We start from the raw sequence: 19827 nt of genomic DNA, 5'->3' as shown, positions 1-19827 counted from the left end.
CACGCGTATGGAAAAGTTCGAGAAACTCACCGGTATCGCGGCGCCCATGCCGTTGGTCAATATCGACACCGACATGATCATCCCCAAGGTCTTCCTGAAGACCATCAAGCGGTCCGGCCTTGGCGTGAACCTCTTTGACGAGATGCGCTATGATCGTAAGGGCAACGAGATCCCCGATTTCGTGCTGAACCAGCCGCAGTACCGCGAGACGGAGATCCTCGTCGCCGGGGATAACTTCGGCTGCGGCTCCTCGCGCGAACATGCGCCCTGGGCGCTGAAGGATTTCGGCATCAAGTCGGTTATCTCGACCAGCTTTGCGGACATCTTTTACAACAACTGCTTCAAGAACGGCATCCTGCCGATCGTTCTGCCACAGGAGGCCGTGGACGTTCTGATGAAGGACGCCGAGAAGGGATCCAACGCGCGGATGATCGTGGACTTGGAGAACCAGACGGTCTCCAGCTCGGAAGGTGAGACGTTCCCCTTCGAGGTGGACCCGTTCAAAAAGCATTGCCTGATGAATGGTCTGGACGACATTGGCCTGTCGTTGGAGAAGGTCGCCGCAATCGACAGTTTCGAAGAGCAGGCCGCGCAGGCCCGTCCCTGGGTCTGATCGCGATCACACGGCAGACACGCCCGTCATGCAAATGGCGGGCGTTTTTCTTTCTGCGCGGGGGGCTTCGGGGGATGTCAGGACTGAGGGCGGCTGAACGGCATGCGCGGGTCATGCGCCTCACGGTAGACCGCTTTTCGTTTTCGTCTGCCACGGATGGCGAAAACGGCGTTGATCAGGATCAAGAGAATTCCCGACAGTTCAAGCAGCCAGTTCATCCGTACACCGCTGACCTCCATTCTGATGAACGCATCGAAATGGTGCATTCCCACGGCCCGGACCGCAACGAAGGTCAGCATCAGGCCAAATCCGATCAAAGCGATGCCGACGCGGTGAATCGCCCGCCGCATGCGGTAGAGGGTCACCGACAGGATCAGCAGGCTGGCCGCCAGCAAACCGAGAATGAACTTGAACTGAAAGGCGCGGCGCTCTTCGTACCAACCCTGCAATTGTGAAACACAGCGGCCCGCCGCTGTCAGGGCCGATTGCAGATCCAGCTGTTTGTTGATCCCGAAGAGGACCAGCAGCAAGCCAAGCACCAGCCAGAACCTACGGTCCCGCCGACGCACCATGCCCGCCCGAAGGCTGAGAACGGCGGCGATGAGATAACAGAAAACGGTCAGCCATCCCATCACACTCGGGTCGCCGATGGCCGGTGACCAGCGATTGGTGATGCAGCTCAGCAGGGCGTTCACAGAAAGGGTGTCCATGGTCGACTGTCCGTATTGTTCCAGTGCGACACTGGTCGGTGATCAAGAATGCCTTTTGGCGCGGCACCAGATACCCCGCTTTGACCCGGTTTTGTAAACTATTTCTTAACACTCGAGAGCGCCTTTGTGACGGCTGCTTGTGTGTACACTAGAGTGCAATCCCAATATATAGTTTGATTACATAGACTTGCCGCACTCTTGCCGTGAGATTGATGCAATCCCGCACCACTGCTTCCGTTAAATCGCCCAAAAACAGGTGATCCTGTCGAGCCTATATTGTCGGGCCATGTGAAAAGGGGCAAAACTTGGGCAATAATGAGGCAAGCCGTCACAATCGGCGGAGACATCAGTCAGGAACAAGGGCGCGGCATCGTATCGCTCCCGTCCGTGCTGAAAGGGCAGATTCAGTGATAAAAAGAATGGTCAGTGCAGGCGCACGGGCGTTCCTGGTGGCATTGGTCATCGCCATGCCGGCGATGATGTTGCCTGGTGTGACGGTCGACAATGCGCAGATGGTTGCTTTGCTGGCGCTGGTGGCTGCGGTGCTGACGTTCGTCGAGTACTTCTCCGTCTACCCCTCGCTGCTCGAGTTCCGCGATGCGCCGCCGTACAACCGGATGCGTTTCCTGGCACTCTTCGTGACCATTTTCGTAATGTGCCTGATCACCCGGGGGCAGATGTTCCCGACGACACTCACCGAGTTGCTGACGCGGATCGGAGGCACGGTCGGGACTGCGATGGACTTCCCGTTCTCGCCGGTGCATCTGATGGTGCTGCTCGCGCACGAGGATGCGCCGATCGAGAAGATCAACCTTCTGAGAACCTCGGCCGGTTTGGCCTATGTGGTGTCCTTGCTGGCGCTCTTGGTTTTCGTGGTCTTTGTGCGGCTGTTGAACTGGCCGATCCGCCATGGGGCCTTCAACTTCTGGGTAAACCTTCCGCTGTTCGATCCGACGGCGGGCGGCGATATCCTCAATCGTCTGAAGCGCGATTCCCACGTTAACGTCGTGTTAGGGTTTCTTCTGCCATTCCTGATCCCGGCGATCCTGAAGAGCGCCACGGTCTTCGCGTATGAAATTCCGCTGACCGATCCACAGACGTTGATCTGGACAATGAGCGCATGGGCCTTTCTGCCGGCAAGTCTGATCATGCGGGGCGTCGCATTGATGCGCATCGCAGAATTGATCGAGGAGCGGCGCCGCCGCGCCTACGCGCAGGCGGACTTGCACGCGCCTGCCTGATCCTTGTCGTTTTGCTGACCGGCTGGCCCGCCCTGGCGGAGTCGTTTCGTGTGGCCACCTATGCCGGGGATTTCAGCCGCAAGGGGCCCGGTCTTCTGCTCCGCGATCTTCTGAAGGAAGAGCCTGTGCCGGGGGTGCCGACGATTGCCGCTGCCAGGCCGGATGTGCTGCTGTTGACCGATGTGGATTTTGATGCCGGTCTTGCAGCCCTGTCGCAGTTGCAGCGGCGCTTGAGAGAGGTCGGGCTTGATCTTCCGTATGCGTTTGCCGCGCGGCCGAATACCGGCCTGCAGACCGGGCGTGATCTTGACGGTGATGGGCGCCTTGGCGGACCGCGCGATGCGCAGGGCTATGGCTGGTTTTCGGGGCAGGCCGGTCAGGCGGTGCTGTCGCGCTGGCCGGTGGAGCTTGTGACGAGCCACTCGGAAATGCTCTGGGAGGCGGTGCCGGACAGCGCCATCCGGCGGGACGATCCGGGCAAGGGCTTGCAAAGACTGTCAAGCTCGGCGCATTGGGCAGTGCGGGTCCGGACGCCCGGCGGGGCGGTACAGTTGTTGACCGTCGGAGCGACGCCGCCGGTGTTTGACGGCCCGGAGGATCGCAACGGACGGCGCAACCGCGACGAGGTTCTGCTTTGGGCGCATGTGCTTGACGGCAAACTTGGGCCGGTGCCCGAGGGGCCGGTGGTGCTGTTGGGCAATCTCAATCTCGACCCGGCGCGCGGTCAGGGTATCCGGGAGGCAGTCGACATTGTCTTGCGCCATTCCCGCCTGCAGGACCCTTTGCCGGATCAGCCCACCGTCGCGTGGGAGACGGCGGGCGAAATGCGGGTCTCCTATGTTTTGCCGTCGAAAGCTCTTGAGATACATGATGCCGGGATCAGCCCGCCCGAGCCGGACGCGGGACCGCATCGGCTTGTTTGGGTTGACCTTCACTGGCCGGATTGAGCACGGGTGCGATGGCTCGGGCAATGGCCTCCTGCGGCGCGGTGGACCTGAAGTCCGGCAGGATCGCCTCAAAGGCCGTACCGTCGAGGCGATGGGGTTTGTTCCAGAGATACCGCATCTCAAGCAGGGTCCGCGCCATACCCCCGAACGGCGCGGCAAGGCGCAGCGGCAGCCAGTTCATCGGTTTCGCCGTGATGCTCCGGCCAAGCACTTCGGAGCAGAGCGCAGCCATTTCCGCGCCGGTGAGCGTGTAGCCGGGGAAGGCGATATCCGCATATCCGGGCAATTCCGCGCGGCGCTCGGCCAGCATCACAGCCGCCGTCGACAAATCCGGAAGGAAGGCCCAGGCATGGGGACGGTCCAGCGCGCCGGGATAGGTCAGCACGCCGCGCCTCAGCGTCGGGGCCATCACCCGATCGAACCAGTTGCCGGAGGCTTCGGTGTCGAAAAAATCTCCAGCGCGCAGCAGGATGGTCTGTACCCCGGAGTCGCGATAGGTCGCTTCCATGTCACGCCGTAACCGGCCCAACGGATTCTGCGCCACATGCGGGGTCTGATCGCTCCAGATCTCCGGGGCCTGCGGGCCGTAGACGTAGACGTTGCCGGGAAGCAGAACCGTGGCACCGGAGGCGCGCCCGGCCGCGATCACCTGCCGGGTGAGATCGGGCAGTTCCGCCGCCCAGCGGGTGTATGGCGGGTTCCAGCCATTCACGATGACATCCTGGCCCTCGGCGGCCCGCATGAGATCGTCCTTGGTGCGGTCGAAGAGCGTGACACGCCATCCGGCATTCCAGAACGCCTCTGCCGTGTTGCGTCCAAAGCGGCCCGTGCCGCCAAGTATCAATGCTGTTCCCGTCATGGCGAACTCCTTCATTCATCTGTTGAAGGCAGAATGCGCCATTCTTCAGAATTCCGAAATTGCATGAATTCGCAGATCCTGTATTCATCCATGAATGGATGTGCTGGCAAAACTTGACTGGTCCCTGATTCAAAGTTTCCTCGCGGTGGCCGATGGTGGCTCCTTATCGGAGGCGGCGCGGCGGCTGGGAACATCGCAGCCTACCGTGGGGCGGCAGGTGCAGCGCATCGAGGAGCATCTGGGCCTTACGCTGTTTGATCGCCGTGCGCGCGGGCTGTCGCTGACCGAAGCGGGGCGGGCGTTGCTGCCGCATGCGCAGGCCATGGCGGAGGGGATGCGGGCGCTGTCGCTGACGGCGGCGGGGCGCTCCGATGCGCTGTGCGGGCCTGTTCGCATCACCGCGAGCGTCTTTACCGCGCATCATCATTTGCCGCCGATCCTGGCCAAGCTGCGCCGGGAGGAGCCGGAGATCAGCGTCGAGTTGGCCCCGTCGGACACCTCCGACAATCTCCTCTACCGCGAGGCGGATATCGCGGTGCGCATGTACCGTACGGAACAGCTTGATATCGTGACGAAACATCTTGGCGAACTGAGACTCGGCATCTACGCAGCGAAGTCCTACCTGACACTGAAAGGCAGGCCGCAGTCCTTTGCCGAGGTCTGGGACATGGATCTTGTCGGCTACGACCGCTCCGATCTTCTCTTGCGGGGGATGCGGGACTTCGGGCTGGAGGCAACGCGGGAGTGGTTTGCCACGCGCTGCGATCATCATGCCGTCTATTGGGAGCTGGTTCGGGCGGGGTGCGGCGTCGGGTTTGCGCAGGCCTGTCTTGGGGACAGTGATCCGACCGTGGAGCGGCTTTTTCCGGAGGTGCCGTTGCCGAGTCTGCCGGTCTGGCTCGCGGCGCATGAGGCGATGCGCACGACGCCGCGCATCCGGCGGGTCTGGAACGCGCTGGAGGAGGGGCTGAAAGCGCACCTTTCTTGACCATTCCGCCCGGCTTGGGTAGGCGATGCGCAAGACATCTTCCTTAAAAGGACAGCCCCAATGACCAACCCCTCGCTTCTTATCCTTCCCGGTGACGGCATCGGCCCCGAAGTCATGGCCGAGGTTCGCAAAGTCATCGACTGGTACGGTGCCAAGCGCGACCTGACTTTCGACGTGAGCGAGGATCTGGTGGGCGGTTGCGCCTATGACAAGCACGGCACGCCGCTGCACGACGACACCATGGCCAAGGCGCAGGAGGTCGATGCCGTCCTGCTCGGCGCCGTGGGTGGCCCGAAATACGACAGCCTCGATTTTAGCGTGAAGCCCGAGCGCGGCCTGCTGCGTCTGCGCAAGGAAATGGACCTGTTCGCGAACCTGCGCCCGGCGCAGTGCTTTGACGCGCTGGCGGATTTCTCGTCCTTGAAGAAGGATGTGGTCGCGGGTCTTGATATCATGATCGTGCGCGAACTGACGTCGGGGATCTACTTCGGCGAGCCGCGCGGCATTTTCGAAGAGGGCAACGAGCGTGTCGGCATCAACACCCAGCGCTATACCGAATCCGAGATCGACCGCGTTGCGCGCTCCGCCTTCGAGCTGGCCATGCGTCGCGGCAAGAAGCTGTGCTCGATGGAAAAGGCCAATGTCATGGAATCCGGCGTGCTGTGGCGCGAGGTCGTGACCGAGGTGGCCAAGGACTATCCCGAGGTCGAACTGTCTCATATGTACGCCGACGCGGGCGCCATGCAGCTTTGCCGCTGGCCCAAGCAGTTCGACGTGATCGTCACCGATAACCTCTTTGGGGACCTGCTGTCCGACGCGGCCGCCATGCTGACCGGATCGCTCGGCATGCTGCCCTCTGCTTCGCTGGGTGCGCCGATGGCCAATGGCCGTCCGAAAGCCCTCTACGAGCCGGTGCACGGCTCTGCCCCCGACATCGCCGGTCAGGGCAAGGCGAACCCGATTGCCTGTGTGCTGAGCTTCGCCATGGCGTTGCGCTATTCCTTCGATCTGGGCGACGAGGCGACCCGCCTTGAACAGGCTATCGAAAAGGTTCTGGCCGACGGCTATCGCACAGCGGACCTGCTTGGCGAAGAGGGCAAGCAGCCGGTGTCGACCTCCGAAATGGGTGATGCCATCGTGGCGGCGCTCGACGCCAGCCTGTAAAAGCCTTTTTCATCGTATCATTGGAATGGGGCGGCGCCACAGGGTGCCGCCCTTGACGTTTCGGTAAGGTCAAAACGGGTACATCTGCAGCAAGATCCGTCAAATTCATGCTCTTTGCAGGGAAAATTGCCGGCCTCGCCTTTACTCTGCGGCGGACTGGATATTGTCTGTGTCCAACATAACAAGGTTCGACTCATGGGACAGAATGCTCAAGGGGCAGGCTTCGCTTTGCTTGCCTTTGCAATCTTTGCGACTCACGATGTGGTCATCAAATTCCTCGGGGCAAGCTATTCCCCGTTTCAGGTGATCTTCTTTTCGACGTTGATGTCCTTTCCGCTGGTGAGCTTCATGCTGATGCGCGACGCGACCCAGGGCAACCTGCGGCCGGTGCATCCGTGGTGGACGGCGCTCCGGACTGCCTGTGCGGTCGTCAATGGCATGTGCGCGTTCTATGCCTTCTCGGTGCTGCCGCTGGCACAGACCTATGCGATTCTCTTTGCGGCGCCGCTGCTGATCACGCTGTTGTCGATTCCCATGTTGGGCGAGCGCGTTGGCCTGCATCGCGGCGCTGCCGTCGTTGTCGGCCTGATCGGCGTGTTGGTCGTGCTGCGTCCTGGGTCCGCGCCGCTGTCCTCCGGGCATTTCGCGGCGATGGGCTCGGCGGTCTTTGGCGCGACCGCGTCGATCATCGTGCGCAAGGTTGGCCGGGAGGAACGCTCGGTCGTACTTCTGCTCTATCCGATGGCGGCGAATTTCGTGCTGGTCGGCGGGCTCATGATCCCGGTCTACAAGCCGATGCCGCTGCAGGATCTCGGCGGTGCCGCGCTCATTTCATTGATGGGATTTGTGGCCGGGCTGTGCCTGATCGTGGCCTACAAGCGGGCAGAGGCCGCCATGGTCGCGCCGATGCAATACTCCCAGATCATCTGGGCCTCGGCCTATGGGTATTTCATCTTCGGAGAGAGCATCGACACGCCCACGTTCATCGGGGCCGGGATCATCATCGCATCCGGGATCTACATTGTCGCGCGCGAAGCAGGCAAAGGCGATGCCTCGCAAACCCCGGTGCTTCGGACCCGTTCACGGGGCTATGGATCGTCTTTCCGCATTTCTCCCTTCCTTCGGGCAAGAAAAGCGGGAAACTGACCTTGCCAAAGCCGCGCGGCTGGGCTAATCCGCGCGGCACGGTCGGGCTGTAGCGCAGTCTGGTAGCGCACCTGCTTCGGGAGCAGGGGGTCGGAGGTTCGAATCCTCTCAGCCCGACCAATTCAGCAAATATTCCCCGTGTTTCGGCCACGCCTTCCTTTCGGCGCGCGGGAGCCTGAACGCGCAACAAACGGCGTCACACCGGTATCTTGCCGGTGTGTTTGATCCGCCTGAGGGCAAAGAGCGTCGACGTGCCCGCAACGCAGTCCAGCTCAAGCAGTCTGCGCATCAGAATATCTTCGAAATCCGCGATGTCGCGCACCACCATGTGCAGCATGTAATCCCAATCCCCGCTGATCGAGTAAACTTCGGTGATCGCTGGCTCCGCGTCGACCGCCTGTTGAAAGGCGCTGCGGGCCTGCGCATCCTGCGATTTCATCCGAACCTGGCAGTAGACGTCCATACCGCGGCCGATCTTTGCCGGATCGACCCGCCGGACCGGCGGTCCGATCACGCCCCTGTCTTCAAGGCTGCGGATGCGGCGCCAGACGGTGGCGGGCGAGCTATTGATGGCCGCCGCCAGATCCGACACGCTGAGCGAGGCGTCGTCCTGAAGGAGTGAAAGCAATTTCGCCTCGGTCTGCGAGAGTGGATCAGACTCTTTCAATTTCATCACCTTTGTGAAATTTTCAAATCACATTATGCCGAGTCATGCGTTAGATTGAAATCCTATTTCATCGAAAGTGGAATAGAGTCGTCATCATGCTTCCCCTAACGTTGTGAAGGCCCCGATGACCGATCAAACGCCCATTTTGAAGGACTACGCACTCAGCGACCGATACACCAAGACGCGCGGGCGCGTGTTCATGACGGGAACGCAGGCCATCGTGCGGATCGTTCTGGATCAGGCACGGCGAGACAGGCTGCGGGGGTTGGATACACGGGGTTATGTTTCGGGCTATCGCGGCTCTCCGGTGGGCGGGATTGATCTTGAAATCGGCCGTCACGCGCAGATCGTGCAAGAGGCCGGCGTGACCTTTCTGCCTGCGGTGAACGAGGAATTCGGCGCAACCCAGATGATTGGCACGCAGCAGGTTGAGACGGACGCGCACAAGACCTGCGAGGCGGTTTTTGGCCTTTGGTATGGCAAGGGGCCGGGCGTGGACCGGGCCGGGGACGCGCTGAAGCACGGCAATGCCTATGGGTCTTCTCCGCATGGCGGGGTGCTTGTGGTGGCGGGGGATGATCACGGCTGTGTCTCGTCCTCCATGTCGCATCAGTCCGACGTCGCCTTCATGAATTTTTTCATGCCGACGCTCAATCCGGCCAGTGTCGCCGAATTCCTGCCGTTCGCGGAATGGGGCTATGCGGTGTCGCGGTTTTCCGGGATGTGGGTTGGCTTCAAGGCGATTTCAGAGACGGTGGAATCCGGCATGTCGTTCGATCTGCCGCCGGACCGGACCTTCACCACGCCGGATTTCACGCCGCCGGAGGATGGTCTGCATTACCGCTGGCCGGATCTGCCGGGTCCGCAGATCGAGGCGCGTCTGGAGCACAAGAAAAATGCCGTGCTCGCCTTTGCCCGTGCGAATCCGATCGACCGGGCGGAATGGGGGCATCCGGCGCGCTTTGGCATCGTCACCACGGGCAAGGCCCATCTGGACGTTCTGGAGGCGCTGCGGCTCCTCGGAATCGACGAGAGCCGCGCGCGGGAACTTGGGATTGACCTCTACAAGGTCGGCATGGTCTGGCCACTGGAGCATGAGGGCGCGCTGGCGTTTGCCCAGGGCAAGGATGAGCTGCTGGTGATCGAGGAAAAGCGCGGCATCATCGAAAGCCAGCTCAAGGAGCATTTCTATGATTTTCCCGGCCGCAAGCCGCGCCGCATGGTCGGCAAGCGTGACGAGACAGGGCAGCGTCTGATCCCCTGGACGCAGGAGCTTGGCCCCATCATGCTGTCCCGGCATATCGCGGACCGGTTGGCGCGTAATGACATCGCGGTGGATCTGATGGAGGCCACGGAGACAGGAGCGCCCAGCCCGAAGCCAATCCAGATTCCCGGTGCGACACGGACCCCGTACTTCTGCTCCGGTTGTCCGCACAACACGTCGACCAAGGTGCCCGAGGGCAGCGAGGCTTTCGCGGGCATCGGCTGTCACTTCATGGCAAGCTGGATGAACCGCAACACCACATCGTTGATTCAGATGGGTGGCGAGGGCGTGAATTGGGTGGCGCGGTCGCAGTTCAACGGCAACCGGCACGTCTTCCAGAACCTCGGCGAGGGGACCTATTACCACTCTGGCTCGCTGGCGGTGCGACAGGCCATCGCTGCGAAAACCAACATCACCTTCAAGATCCTGTTCAATGACGCCGTGGCCATGACCGGCGGGCAGCAGGTCGACGGTCCGATCTCTGTCGAGGCGATCGCCAAATCGGTGCTGGCCGAGGGGGCGAAACGAGTGGTTGTCGTCTCCGATGAACCCGAGCGGTTCCGGACCGGCGATTTGCCCGGTGCCGTGGCGGTCCATCATCGCCGTGACATGGACGCGGTACAGCGCGAGCTGCGGGATATCCCCGGCACCACGGTGCTGATCTATCAGCAAACCTGCGCCACGGAGAAACGCCGCCTGCGCAAGCGTGGAAAAATGGACGATCCAAAGCGCTTCGCGGTCATTAATCCCCTTGTCTGCGAGGGATGCGGCGATTGTTCGGTGGAATCCAACTGTCTCAGCGTCGAGCCGCTGGAAACGGAATTTGGCCGCAAACGCAAGATCAACCTCAATACCTGCAACAAGGACTTTACCTGTCTGAACGGGTTTTGCCCCAGCTTCGTCACGGTTGAAGGTGGCACGCTGCGGCGGGGTGAGGGCGCAGGAGAGGCGGCGTTCGAGCGGCTGTCGAAAACACTGCGCGCGCCGGTCCTGCCGTCGCTGGATCGTCCGTGGGATATCGTCGTGACCGGCGTGGGCGGCACCGGAGTTGTGACCGTGGGCCAGCTTATTGCCATGGCGGCCAACCTTGAGGGGCTGGGCGCGTCGGTGCTCGATTTCATGGGGTTTGCCCAGAAGTTCGGCCCGGTGATCAGCTATATCCGCATGGCGCGCGATCCCGTGCAGGTGAATCAGGTGCGGGTGGAACCCGCATCGGCGGATGCGCTGATTGGCTGTGACATCGTGGTTAGCTCCTCGCCGAAGGCCTCGCAGACGTTCCATGGCGGCACCCGCGCTATCGTCAACACCGCTGTCATGCCAACCGGCGATCTGGTTCAGAACCGCGATGCGGATCTGAACGCCGATGCGCGCCTCAAGGCCATCGCGGCGGGGGTCGACGCGGGCGCGCTTCGGACGTTGGACGCCAATGCCCTGTCAGAGGCGTTGCTTGGCGATACGGTGTTTGCCAACGTGATGATGCTCGGCGCGGCGTGGCAGGCTGGGCTGGTGCCGCTGTCCCATGAGGCGTTGATGCAGGCGATCACGTTGAACGGGGTCAAACCGGACCTGAACAAGCGCGCCTTCGCCTGGGGGCGCATGGTTGTGCAGGATCGCGCGGCGGTGGAGGCGGTGGCCAACCTGTCCACGCCGCCGGTTCAGACGCTGGACGAGATCATCGAACGCCGCGCGGCGTTCCTGACCGATTATCAGGACAAGGCTTGGGCAGAGACATACCGCACCACCGTGGCCCGCGTCCGCGATGCGGAGGTGCGGGTGCTTGGTGAAGCCGGGGCATTGACGGAGACGGCGGCCAGGGGGCTGTTCAAGCTGATGTCCTACAAGGACGAATACGAGGTGGCCCGCCTGCACACGGAGACCGGGTTTGTCGATGGCCTGCAGGCGCGGTTCGAGGGCGACTTTACCGTTCGGCATCACCTCGCCCCGCCAATGCTCTCGCCCGGGCGCGACGCGCGCGGCAGGCCGATCAAGCGCAGTTTCGGGCCGTGGATCAGGATCGCCTTTCGCGGATTGACGCGACTGAAGCGTCTGCGCGGCACCGCGCTGGATGTTTTTGGCTATACCGCCGAACGCCGGATGGAGCGGGAATTGATCGGCGAATACCGTGCCTTGCTGGAGCGGTTGATCGCGGGCCTCACGGCCGGGACGGCGCCCGAGGCGGCGCGGATCGCTGGCCATGTCATGGATATTCGGGGGTTTGGTCCGGTGAAGGCAGAGGCGGCAGAGCGGGTTCTGACGCGGATCGCCGATGATCTTGAGGCGTATTCGCGATAGGGGACGCAAGCGCAGCCTTGGATCGCGGCTCCCACCTTCGTATAGAGTGAGAGCCGTAAAAGGACGCCCATTATGCCCCTGTTTCCGTCTCGCCAGAGCGCCCAGATCACGCCCCTGCCCGAAGGGCCCTTCCGCTTTTTCGCGCTTGATGTGGAGACCGCGAACAACCAGCGCGGCAGCATCTGCCAGCTTGGTATCGCGGGGGTGAGGCCGGATGGCCTGATCGAGACCTGGGTGAGTTTTGTCGATCCGCAGACCGACGACTGGTCCTGCACCCGCATTCACGGCATTACTGGCGATCACGTCTTGGGCGCGCCGCTGATGTGCGATGTTCTGGACGTGGTTGAGGAGGCGTTGAACGGCCATGTGATTTACCAGCATTCCGGTTTCGACAAGGCGGCCATTGCTGCTTCCTGCCGCGAATATCAGCGCGAAGCGCCCGAATGGGAGTGGCGGGACAGCGTTCAGGTGGCGCGCAAGGCCTGGCCTGAACTCAAGCGCAACGGCGGCCATGGGCTGGCCTCGCTCAAGACGCATCTGGGCCTGAATTTCCGTCACCATGATGCAGGTGAAGACGCCCGTGCCGCAGCGGAGGTCGTGCTGCGTGCGGAGGCGGTTTTCGCCGGTTGAGAGGCGGAGGGTGCCGGGGAATCGCGAGTCTTTTGATCATTGGTGACGTGACCCTGGGTCACGCGGTCCGCTTTCGTGGCGGCAATGGTTCCTTTAACATATTGAAAATAATGCAATGTTGAGAAATCAGAGTTGGCCATGCCGCTCGCGCATGTGCTCATGCAACATCGGCATTTGCACAGATTGTGTCCCTCTCCCTAGGGTCGGCGCCAGTCAAACAGGGAGTTAATAATGTCTTTCCTCAAATCCTGCGTTGCCGCCACAGCGCTGGCCGCCTCGCTCGCAGGCGCGGCTTTTGCCGAGATTACCGTGAATGTGGCCTACGACGCCGACCCGGTGTCGCTCGACCCCTATGAGCAGCTTTCCGGCGGTACGCTGCAGCTCAACCACATGGCGTTCGACCCGCTGGTTCGCTGGACCCAGGACCTGCAGTTCGAGGGCCGTCTGGCAGACAGCTGGGAGCAGATCGACGCCACCACCATGCGCTTCAAACTGCGCGAGGGTGTAAAGTTCCACTCGGGCAACGAGATGACCGCAAAGGACATCGACTGGACCTTTGATCGCATCAAGCAATCGCCGGACTTCAAGGGCATCTTCGCGCCCTTCACCGATGTCGAGGTTGTCGATGACTACACCGTCGACCTGAAGACGTCCGAGCCCTATCCGCTGGTGCTGCACACCGCGACCTATCTGTTCGCCATGGACAGCGCGTTCTACACCGGCGAGACCGCAGACGGCAAAGACAAGGCCGAAGTGGTCAAGCACGGCGACAGCTTTGCCTCGCGCAACATCTCCGGCACCGGCCCGTTTGTCGTGTCCGAGCGCGAGCAGGGCGTGAAAGTGGTTTTCGATCGCTTTGACGGCTACTGGGATACCGAAAGCGCGGGCAACGTCGACGAAATCGTCCTGACCCCGATCAAGGAAGACCCGACCCGCGTTGCGGCTCTGCTGTCCGGCGATGTCGATTTCATCGCGCCGGTTCCGCCGACCGATCTCAAGCGGCTCGAAGAGGCCGATGGCGTCCAGTTGATCACCATGCCGGGCACCCGCATCATCACGTTCCAGATGAACCAGGACCGCGTTGAGGCCTTCAAAGATCCCAAAGTCCGTCAGGCCGTCGATTACGCCGTGAACAACGCAGGGATCGTCGACCGCATCATGCGCGGCTTCGGCACTGTGGCGGCGCAGGCATCCCCGGAGGGCTATGCCGGTTACATTGGCGGTCTTGAGCCGCGCTTCGACGTGAAAAAAGCCAAGGCATTGATGGCCGAAGCCGGTTATGAGGATGGGTTCTCCATCACCATGATGGCGCCGAACAACCGCTATGTGAACGATGACAAGATCGCACAGGCCGTGGCCTCCATGCTGTCCCAGATCGGGATCAAGGTCGACCTGCAGACCCTGCCCAAGGCGCAGTACTGGCCTGAGTTCGACGAACGCTCTGCCGACATGATGATGATCGGCTGGCATTCGGACACCGAGGATTCGGCCAACTTCCATCAGTTCCTGACCGCCTGCCCCGATGCCGAGACCGGCAACGGCCAATACAACAGCGGCAACTACTGCAACGAAGAAGCCGACGCGCTGATGAACAAGGCGAACGGCGAGACCGATCCGGAGAAGCGTGCGGCGATGCTGCAGGAGCTTGAGCAGATCCTCTATGACGAGGCCGCTTACGTTCCCCTGCACTGGCAGAACCTTGCATGGGGCGCGAAAGAGGGCATGAACGCGGGCGAGATCGTCAACGCTCTGAACTTCCCCTACTTCGGCGACCTTGTCGTCTCCGAGTAAATCCTCTCGCACGGGGCCTCCGCTCGCCCTCGTCTGACGCCACGGGCCTTGGTTCTTCCTTGGCCCGTGTGCAATCCTGCACCGGGATCTTCTCCCGTAATGACTTCCAAAAGGATCGCCATTCATGTTCGCCTATCTCGTGAAACGGGTTTTTCAGGCCATCGCCGTGATGCTGGTGATTTCGCTGATCGGCTTTGCCATTCAGGGCAATCTCGGCGACCCGCTGCGCGAGCTGGTCGGCCAGTCCGTGTCGGAAGAGGTCCGTCAACAGCTTCGCGACGAACTGGGTCTGAATGATCCGTTCCTTGTTCAGTACTGGCGTTTCCTCATGGGCGCGCTGCAGGGCGATCTCGGCACCTCGTATTTCTTCAAGGAACCGGCGGTTGACGTCATCCTCAAGAAACTGCCCGCGACGCTGGAGCTGGTTATTGGTGCCACGATCATCATTGTTGGCCTGTCGGTTCCGCTGGGTGTCTACACCGCGATCAAACCCAACAGCTGGCTCACTCGGTTCATCATGGCGATCAGCATTGTCGGCATCTCGATCCCGGTCTTCCTCACCGCCATTCTGATGATCTATCTCTTTTCCGTGGAGCTGGGCTGGGCGCCGTCCTTCGGGCGCGGCGAGACGGTGCATGTCTTTGGCTACTGGGACACCAATTTCCTGACCGTTGATGGCTGGGCACATATCATCATGCCGTCCATTGCGCTGTCGTCGATCATGCTGCCCATGTTCATCCGGTTGATCCGGGCGGAAATGATGGAGGTGCTGCAATCCGAATACGTGCGCTTTGCCAAGGCCAAGGGGATCGCGTCGTGGCGCATCTACTTCGTGCATGCGCTCAAGAACACGCTGCTGCCGGTCATCACCGTCGGCGGCGTACAGATCGGCACCATGGTGGCCTACACGATCCTGACCGAAACGGTGTTCAGCTGGCCCGGTATGGGCGCGATGTTCCTCGAAGCGGTGAACCGCGTGGATACACCGCTGATCGTCGCTTACCTGATCGTCGTGGGCTTTATCTTTGTCATCACCAACACGATCGTTGACCTGATCTACGGGCTGGTCAATCCCACCGTCAAACTCGCGAGGCTTGGCGCATGACCGACCAATCCGCAGACAACCCCGTCCTGATCACGCGCCGCCCCTCCCGGCTCAAGGCGCTTTGGAGCAGCAATATCGGCTACGATTTTCGCCGCAATCCGGTGGCGATCGTGTCGCTGACGATCTTTGTGATCATCGCTGCGCTGAGCCTGCTTGCCCCGCTGATCGCACCGTTCGACCCGTATGATCCGGCGCAGATCGACATCATGAACAGCGAGTACCCGCCATCGTGGATTGACGGCAGCCTGCCGGAATTCTGGCTTGGCACCGATGATCAGGGGCGCGATCTTTGGTCGACGATCCTCTATGGCACGCGGCTGTCGCTGATGATCGGGATCTGCGCTGTGCTGGTGCAGGCCTTCCTCGGGATTTCCATCGGGCTGATTTCCGGCTATGTCGGCGGGCGCACGGACAGTGTCCTGATGCGGCTCGCGGATATCCAGCTGTCGTTTTCGACGCTGATGGTGGCGATCATCTTTCTCGCGCTGACACAGGCGCTCTTCGGTTCAGAGATATTCAGTCAATACGCGGTCTTCTTCCTGATCGCGGTGATTGGCGTGGCGGAGTGGCCACAATACGCACGGACCGTTCGGGCCACGGTGCTCGCCGAGAAGAAAAAGGAATACGTCGACAGTGTGCGCGTCCTTGGCTTTGGCCCCGGCCGCATCATGGTCCGGCACATTCTGCCCAACTCGCTCTCGCCGATCTTTGTCATTTCCACGGTGCAGGTGGCGAACGCCATCATTTCCGAAGCCTCCCTCAGCTTCCTCGGACTTGGCATGCCGCCGTCGCAGCCCTCGCTCGGCTCGCTGATTTCGGCTGGCTTTGATTATATCCTGTCGGGAAGCTGGTGGATTACCGTCATTCCTGGGGTCGTTCTTGTCGTGCTTGTTCTTGTGATCAACCTGCTTGGCGACTGGGTGCGCGACGTGCTGAACCCGAAACTCTACAAGGGCTGATCCATGAGCTTGCTTTCCGTCCGTGACCTCACGGTCAAATTCTCAAACCGGAGCCAGTCCGTCACCGCGCTCAACGGGATCTCCTTTGATATCGCCCGTGGCGAGCGGGTGGGCGTCGTGGGCGAATCCGGCGCGGGCAAGTCGATCACCGGCTTTGCCCTGATGAACCTGCTTTCCCGACCCGGCTATATCGACAGCGGCCAGATCCTGTTCGAAGGGCAGGACGTGCTGAAGATGTCGAACCGGCAGGTGCGCGGCCTGCGGGGCAATCGCATGGCGATGATCTTTCAGGACCCGATGGTGACGCTCAACCCGGTGCTGACCATCGGCCAGCAGATGATCGAGACCCTGCGCGCGCATCGCAAACTGTCCCACGAAGAGGCCCGGCAGATCGCCACGGTCAAGCTCAAGGAGGTTTACATCCCCTCGCCGGAGGCACGGTTGGACCAATATCCGCACGAGCTGTCGGGGGGGATGCGCCAGCGTATCGTGATCGCCATAGCGCTGCTGCTCGATCCGCAGTTGATCATCGCCGACGAGCCGACAACGGCGCTCGACGTGACCATTCAGGCCGACATCATGGATCTTCTGCTGGAGATGTGCCGCTCCAACATGGTCGGGCTGATGTTGATTACCCATGACCTCGGCGTCGTCAGCCAGGTCACCGAACGCACCCTTGTCATGTATGCCGGTCGCATCATCGAGGCGGGCAAGACCCGTTCGATCATCAACGATCCGCAGCACCCCTATACCCAGGGTCTGATCAATGCGCTGCCGCAACAGACCCCGCCGGGGCAGCGCCTGAAGCAAATCCCCGGCTCCATGCCCTCCCTCAACAGCATGCCCGACGGATGCCCCTTTCATCCGCGCTGCGCTCTCGCCACCGATCTTTGCCGCGCGACGATGCCGGAGATCATCCAATACGGCGATGTGCGCGTGGCATGTCACGAGGTGCAGCGTCTGCAGTCCGAACTGAACACGGAGGCCGCGCAATGAGCGATGCTCTCTTGCAAATCCGCAATCTCGAAAAGCGGTTCGACGTTGATAGCGGCTTTCTCGAAAGTCTGAAATTCCGCAATGGCCGCATCGTGCGCGACACGACCTCGGTTCATGCGGTCAACGATATCTCCTTTGATATCGGCAAGGGCGAGGCGGTCTGTGTCGTTGGCGAATCCGGCTGTGGCAAATCCACCGTGGCCCGGATGGTGGCAAATCTTCTCCAGCCATCCGGCGGTTCGATCACGTATGACGGTCAGCGTATCGACACGCTGAAAGGGCGCGCGCTGCTGCCGATCCGCAAGAAGATCCAGATGGTTTTTCAAAACCCCTATGCCTCGCTCAACCCGCGCATGACCATCGGGCAGACGCTGGAAGAGCCGTCGAAATATCACAATCCCTCGGCCAGTGCCGGGGAAATCCGTGACAAGGTCGCGCATGTGATGAAATCCGTGGGCGTCGATCCGGCTTGGGCCGCGCGCTACTCGCACGAGCTGTCCGGCGGCCAACGCCAGCGCATCGCCATCGCGCGCGCCCTGACCGTGGACCCCGAGTTCATCGTCGCGGACGAGCCTATCTCGGCGCTTGATGTGTCTATTCAGGCGCAGGTGCTCAACCTCATGCTGGAAATGCAGGAGGCGCACGGCATCACTTACCTCTTCATCACACATGACCTCAGCGTGGTGGAGCATTTCGGGACACGGGTGGTGGTTCTCTATCTCGGGAGCATCTGCGAGGTGGCCGACACGCGAACGCTGTTTGCCTCCCCCAAGCACCCCTATACCAAGGCGCTGCTCTCCGCTGTGCCCCAGTTGAAAGACGACCGGCCCAACCATATCCGCCTGCAGGGCGAGATCCCGACGCCGATCAACCTGCCGTCCGGCTGTCCGTTCCAGACGCGCTGTCCCTTGGCGAATGCCCGCTGCCGAAGCGAGAAGCCCGTAGCCGTCACCCAACCCGACGGAAGCCTTGTGGCCTGCCACGCAGTGCAAGAAGGTCGCGGCGAAACGGATATGAGGGAGGCCGTCTGAGGTGGAATTCAACTGGCTGAGGGATTTTATCGCTTTGACCGCGACGCAGAGCTTTTCCCGCGCCGCCGAAGAGCGCCACGTCAGCCAGCCCGCCTTTTCCCGCCGCATTCGCGCGCTTGAGTCCGCCATCGGCGCGACACTGATCAATCGCGAGACCCTGCCCCTGTCGCTGACCCCGGCGGGCGAGATTTTCCACGAACAGGCGCAGGCCATGCTGCGCACGCTGGAAGGCACCATCGAACGGTGTCAGGCGGCAGAGGTGGAGGACGAGAACCTGCTGCGCCTTGCGGCCAGCCAATCGCTGTTCACGACCTACCACCACAGCCATTTTCAGCCTCATGTGGATGCGGGCACCCTTGCGGTTGAGCTTGGCGCGACAGCCTGGCCTGCGGAAAAATTCGCCACAGCGCTGCAATCGGGCAGCGTCGATCTGGTGATGGTCTACTGGCATCCGGCTTTGACCTTTCTGAAATCGCTTGATCAAGGCGGGTTCGAGTTCGTGACGATCGCCAGGGATCGTTTCATGCCGGTCTCGCGCCCGGATGCCGACGGTGAAGCGATGTTCCGGCTGCCGGGGCAGGAGAAGGCGCGCGTACCTCTGATTTCCTATGGGTCGGCCTCGGTGCTGCGGCCGATCGTCGATGATCTTCTGGCGCGGCACGAGGGCACCGCGAATACGCTGTTGGTCAGCTCGAACGCCCTGTCGTCCTCGGTGAAGGCGCTGATATCGGAAGGCTTCGGCCTCGGATGGCTGCCACGCCGGTTTTGCGAGGCGGACCTGTCGAGCGGCGCGCTGGTCAAGGCGGGGGATTCCCGGTTTGAGAGCGATATCGAAATCCGTCTCTATCGCCGCCGTGACAACCAAAAACCCATGCTGGGGTCCGTCTGGCGCGCAGTGAGCAGCGGCGCGGCCGTGCCGGCGGATGGGCTGCGCCCCTATGCGGGGGTGACGCAGCTCAAGACAAATGGCGGGCGCACCGGGCTTGGCGATTAGCGCGGGCCTACGGCGCGGAGCGGCTCCCTCCCCTACAAAACGCCCTCGGAGGCGCGAGTCTCCGGGGGGGTGATCCGGTTTTGCGTTGCCACGTCTGGTCTGTATTCGGGGGCCGCGTTTCGTTGCTGGCGCCCGTTGAATAAGCAGATCGGCAGAAAATCCGCTCAATTGTCGGGCAGTCATCGTGCCGCGCCCGGCTTTGCGCGTTGTTGCGTTGACCGAAACAGGGCGCGAAGCGTTCGATAAAGATGCAGGACATTTAGGGTTCCACCGCCAGATGTGGCGGGTTCGGTCCGAGAAATGTCACCCGCCGGGCCAATTCCCGGAGGGCACACGGCGGGGCAAAATCCCGGGAGGATCACTGCGCAGGTTTGACCCGCGCCACGTTCCTTGTTCCGCCAGCGGGCGCGACCTCCTTTGAAAAAGGCGG

The 19827-nt window shown here is 61.7% G+C and carries 17 protein-coding genes, 1 tRNA gene and 1 riboswitch; of the genes, 15 read left to right on the top strand and 3 right to left on the bottom strand.

Annotated features, from left to right (window positions below; translation table 11 throughout):
• The first annotated feature begins 7 nt into the window (after positions 1 to 7).
• Positions 8 to 613 carry a 3-isopropylmalate dehydratase small subunit gene (gene leuD, locus ACN2XU_RS10830; RefSeq protein WP_419410454.1) on the top strand — a complete coding sequence of 202 codons (606 nt, stop codon included), beginning with the start codon at positions 8 to 10 and terminating at the stop codon, positions 611 to 613.
• 77 nt (positions 614 to 690) lie between these two features.
• On the opposite strand, the gene ACN2XU_RS10825 is transcribed toward leuD, so the two are convergent.
• Positions 691 to 1323: an isopropylmalate isomerase gene (locus tag ACN2XU_RS10825; RefSeq protein ID WP_419410453.1), complete on the bottom strand. Its 633-nt coding sequence runs from the start codon at positions 1321 to 1323 to the stop codon at positions 691 to 693.
• Positions 1324 to 1730: 407 nt separating this feature from the next.
• On the opposite strand from ACN2XU_RS10825, the gene ACN2XU_RS10820 reads away from it, so the two are divergent.
• Positions 1731 to 2564: a hypothetical protein gene (locus tag ACN2XU_RS10820; protein ID WP_419410452.1), complete on the top strand. Its 834-nt coding sequence runs from the start codon at positions 1731 to 1733 to the stop codon at positions 2562 to 2564.
• A gap of 50 nt (positions 2565 to 2614) precedes the next feature.
• Positions 2615 to 3511 carry an endonuclease/exonuclease/phosphatase family protein gene (locus ACN2XU_RS10815; protein ID WP_419410451.1) on the top strand — a complete coding sequence of 299 codons (897 nt, stop codon included), beginning with the start codon at positions 2615 to 2617 and terminating at the stop codon, positions 3509 to 3511.
• On the opposite strand, the gene ACN2XU_RS10810 is transcribed toward ACN2XU_RS10815, so the two are convergent.
• Complete coding sequence (locus tag ACN2XU_RS10810) at positions 3444 to 4370, bottom strand: Rossmann-fold NAD(P)-binding domain-containing protein (RefSeq protein ID WP_419410450.1); 927 nt, start codon at positions 4368 to 4370, stop codon at positions 3444 to 3446. The genes ACN2XU_RS10815 and ACN2XU_RS10810 overlap by 68 nt on opposite strands.
• Before the next feature lie 94 nt (positions 4371 to 4464).
• Between ACN2XU_RS10810 and ACN2XU_RS10805 the strand changes: the two genes are divergently transcribed.
• The 4 genes from ACN2XU_RS10805 to ACN2XU_RS10790 all read left to right on the top strand — a co-directional run bounded on the left by ACN2XU_RS10805 (position 4465) and on the right by ACN2XU_RS10790 (position 7788).
• Positions 4465 to 5358 carry a LysR family transcriptional regulator gene (locus tag ACN2XU_RS10805; protein WP_419410449.1) on the top strand — a complete coding sequence of 298 codons (894 nt, stop codon included), beginning with the start codon at positions 4465 to 4467 and terminating at the stop codon, positions 5356 to 5358.
• Between the two features lie 60 nt (positions 5359 to 5418).
• Positions 5419 to 6522 carry a 3-isopropylmalate dehydrogenase gene (leuB, locus tag ACN2XU_RS10800; protein WP_419410448.1) on the top strand — a complete coding sequence of 368 codons (1104 nt, stop codon included), beginning with the start codon at positions 5419 to 5421 and terminating at the stop codon, positions 6520 to 6522.
• A 195-nt stretch (positions 6523 to 6717) separates the two neighbouring features.
• On the top strand, positions 6718 to 7668 hold the full coding sequence (locus ACN2XU_RS10795) for a DMT family transporter (RefSeq protein ID WP_419410447.1): 951 nt from the start codon (positions 6718 to 6720) through the stop codon (positions 7666 to 7668).
• Positions 7669 to 7711: 43 nt separating this feature from the next.
• Positions 7712 to 7788, top strand: a tRNA-Pro gene (locus tag ACN2XU_RS10790).
• Positions 7789 to 7864: 76 nt separating this feature from the next.
• Here ACN2XU_RS10790 and ACN2XU_RS10785 read toward each other — a convergent pair.
• Positions 7865 to 8341: an Lrp/AsnC family transcriptional regulator gene (locus ACN2XU_RS10785; RefSeq protein ID WP_419410446.1), complete on the bottom strand. Its 477-nt coding sequence runs from the start codon at positions 8339 to 8341 to the stop codon at positions 7865 to 7867.
• A 118-nt stretch (positions 8342 to 8459) separates the two neighbouring features.
• On the opposite strand from ACN2XU_RS10785, the gene ACN2XU_RS10780 reads away from it, so the two are divergent.
• The 8 genes from ACN2XU_RS10780 to ACN2XU_RS10745 all read left to right on the top strand — a co-directional run bounded on the left by ACN2XU_RS10780 (position 8460) and on the right by ACN2XU_RS10745 (position 19397).
• Positions 8460 to 11891, top strand: coding sequence for an indolepyruvate ferredoxin oxidoreductase family protein (locus ACN2XU_RS10780; RefSeq protein ID WP_419410445.1), 3432 nt, complete (start codon positions 8460 to 8462; stop codon positions 11889 to 11891).
• A gap of 72 nt (positions 11892 to 11963) precedes the next feature.
• Positions 11964 to 12521 (top strand): exonuclease domain-containing protein, encoded by a 558-nt coding sequence (locus ACN2XU_RS10775; protein WP_419410444.1) that lies wholly within the window; start codon positions 11964 to 11966, stop codon positions 12519 to 12521.
• Between the two features lie 231 nt (positions 12522 to 12752).
• On the top strand, positions 12753 to 14312 hold the full coding sequence (locus ACN2XU_RS10770) for an ABC transporter substrate-binding protein (RefSeq protein ID WP_419410443.1): 1560 nt from the start codon (positions 12753 to 12755) through the stop codon (positions 14310 to 14312).
• A 124-nt stretch (positions 14313 to 14436) separates the two neighbouring features.
• Positions 14437 to 15417 carry an ABC transporter permease gene (locus tag ACN2XU_RS10765; RefSeq protein WP_419410442.1) on the top strand — a complete coding sequence of 327 codons (981 nt, stop codon included), beginning with the start codon at positions 14437 to 14439 and terminating at the stop codon, positions 15415 to 15417.
• The gene (locus ACN2XU_RS10760; RefSeq protein WP_419410441.1) at positions 15414 to 16376 is read left to right on the top strand and encodes an ABC transporter permease; all 963 of its coding nucleotides are present in this window, start codon (positions 15414 to 15416) and stop codon (positions 16374 to 16376) included. Before ACN2XU_RS10765 ends, ACN2XU_RS10760 begins: the two co-directional genes overlap by 4 nt.
• A 3-nt stretch (positions 16377 to 16379) precedes the next feature.
• Positions 16380 to 17372 carry an ABC transporter ATP-binding protein gene (locus ACN2XU_RS10755; RefSeq protein WP_419410440.1) on the top strand — a complete coding sequence of 331 codons (993 nt, stop codon included), beginning with the start codon at positions 16380 to 16382 and terminating at the stop codon, positions 17370 to 17372.
• Complete coding sequence (locus ACN2XU_RS10750) at positions 17369 to 18403, top strand: ABC transporter ATP-binding protein (RefSeq protein ID WP_419410439.1); 1035 nt, start codon at positions 17369 to 17371, stop codon at positions 18401 to 18403. The genes ACN2XU_RS10755 and ACN2XU_RS10750 overlap by 4 nt, the downstream gene beginning before the upstream one ends.
• Before the next feature lies 1 nt (position 18404).
• On the top strand, positions 18405 to 19397 hold the full coding sequence (locus tag ACN2XU_RS10745) for a LysR family transcriptional regulator (protein WP_419410438.1): 993 nt from the start codon (positions 18405 to 18407) through the stop codon (positions 19395 to 19397).
• A gap of 248 nt (positions 19398 to 19645) precedes the next feature.
• A riboswitch (guanidine-I (ykkC/yxkD leader) is annotated at positions 19646 to 19755 on the top strand.
• Positions 19756 to 19827 lie beyond the last annotated feature (72 nt).

The sequence above is a fragment of the Pacificoceanicola niger genome (genome assembly GCF_048553275.1).
In the GTDB taxonomy this organism is placed as follows: Bacteria; Pseudomonadota; Alphaproteobacteria; order Rhodobacterales; family Rhodobacteraceae; genus Pacificoceanicola.
Note: the sequence above shows the minus strand (reverse complement) of the source record. Positions and strands in the feature narration are given on the sequence as shown.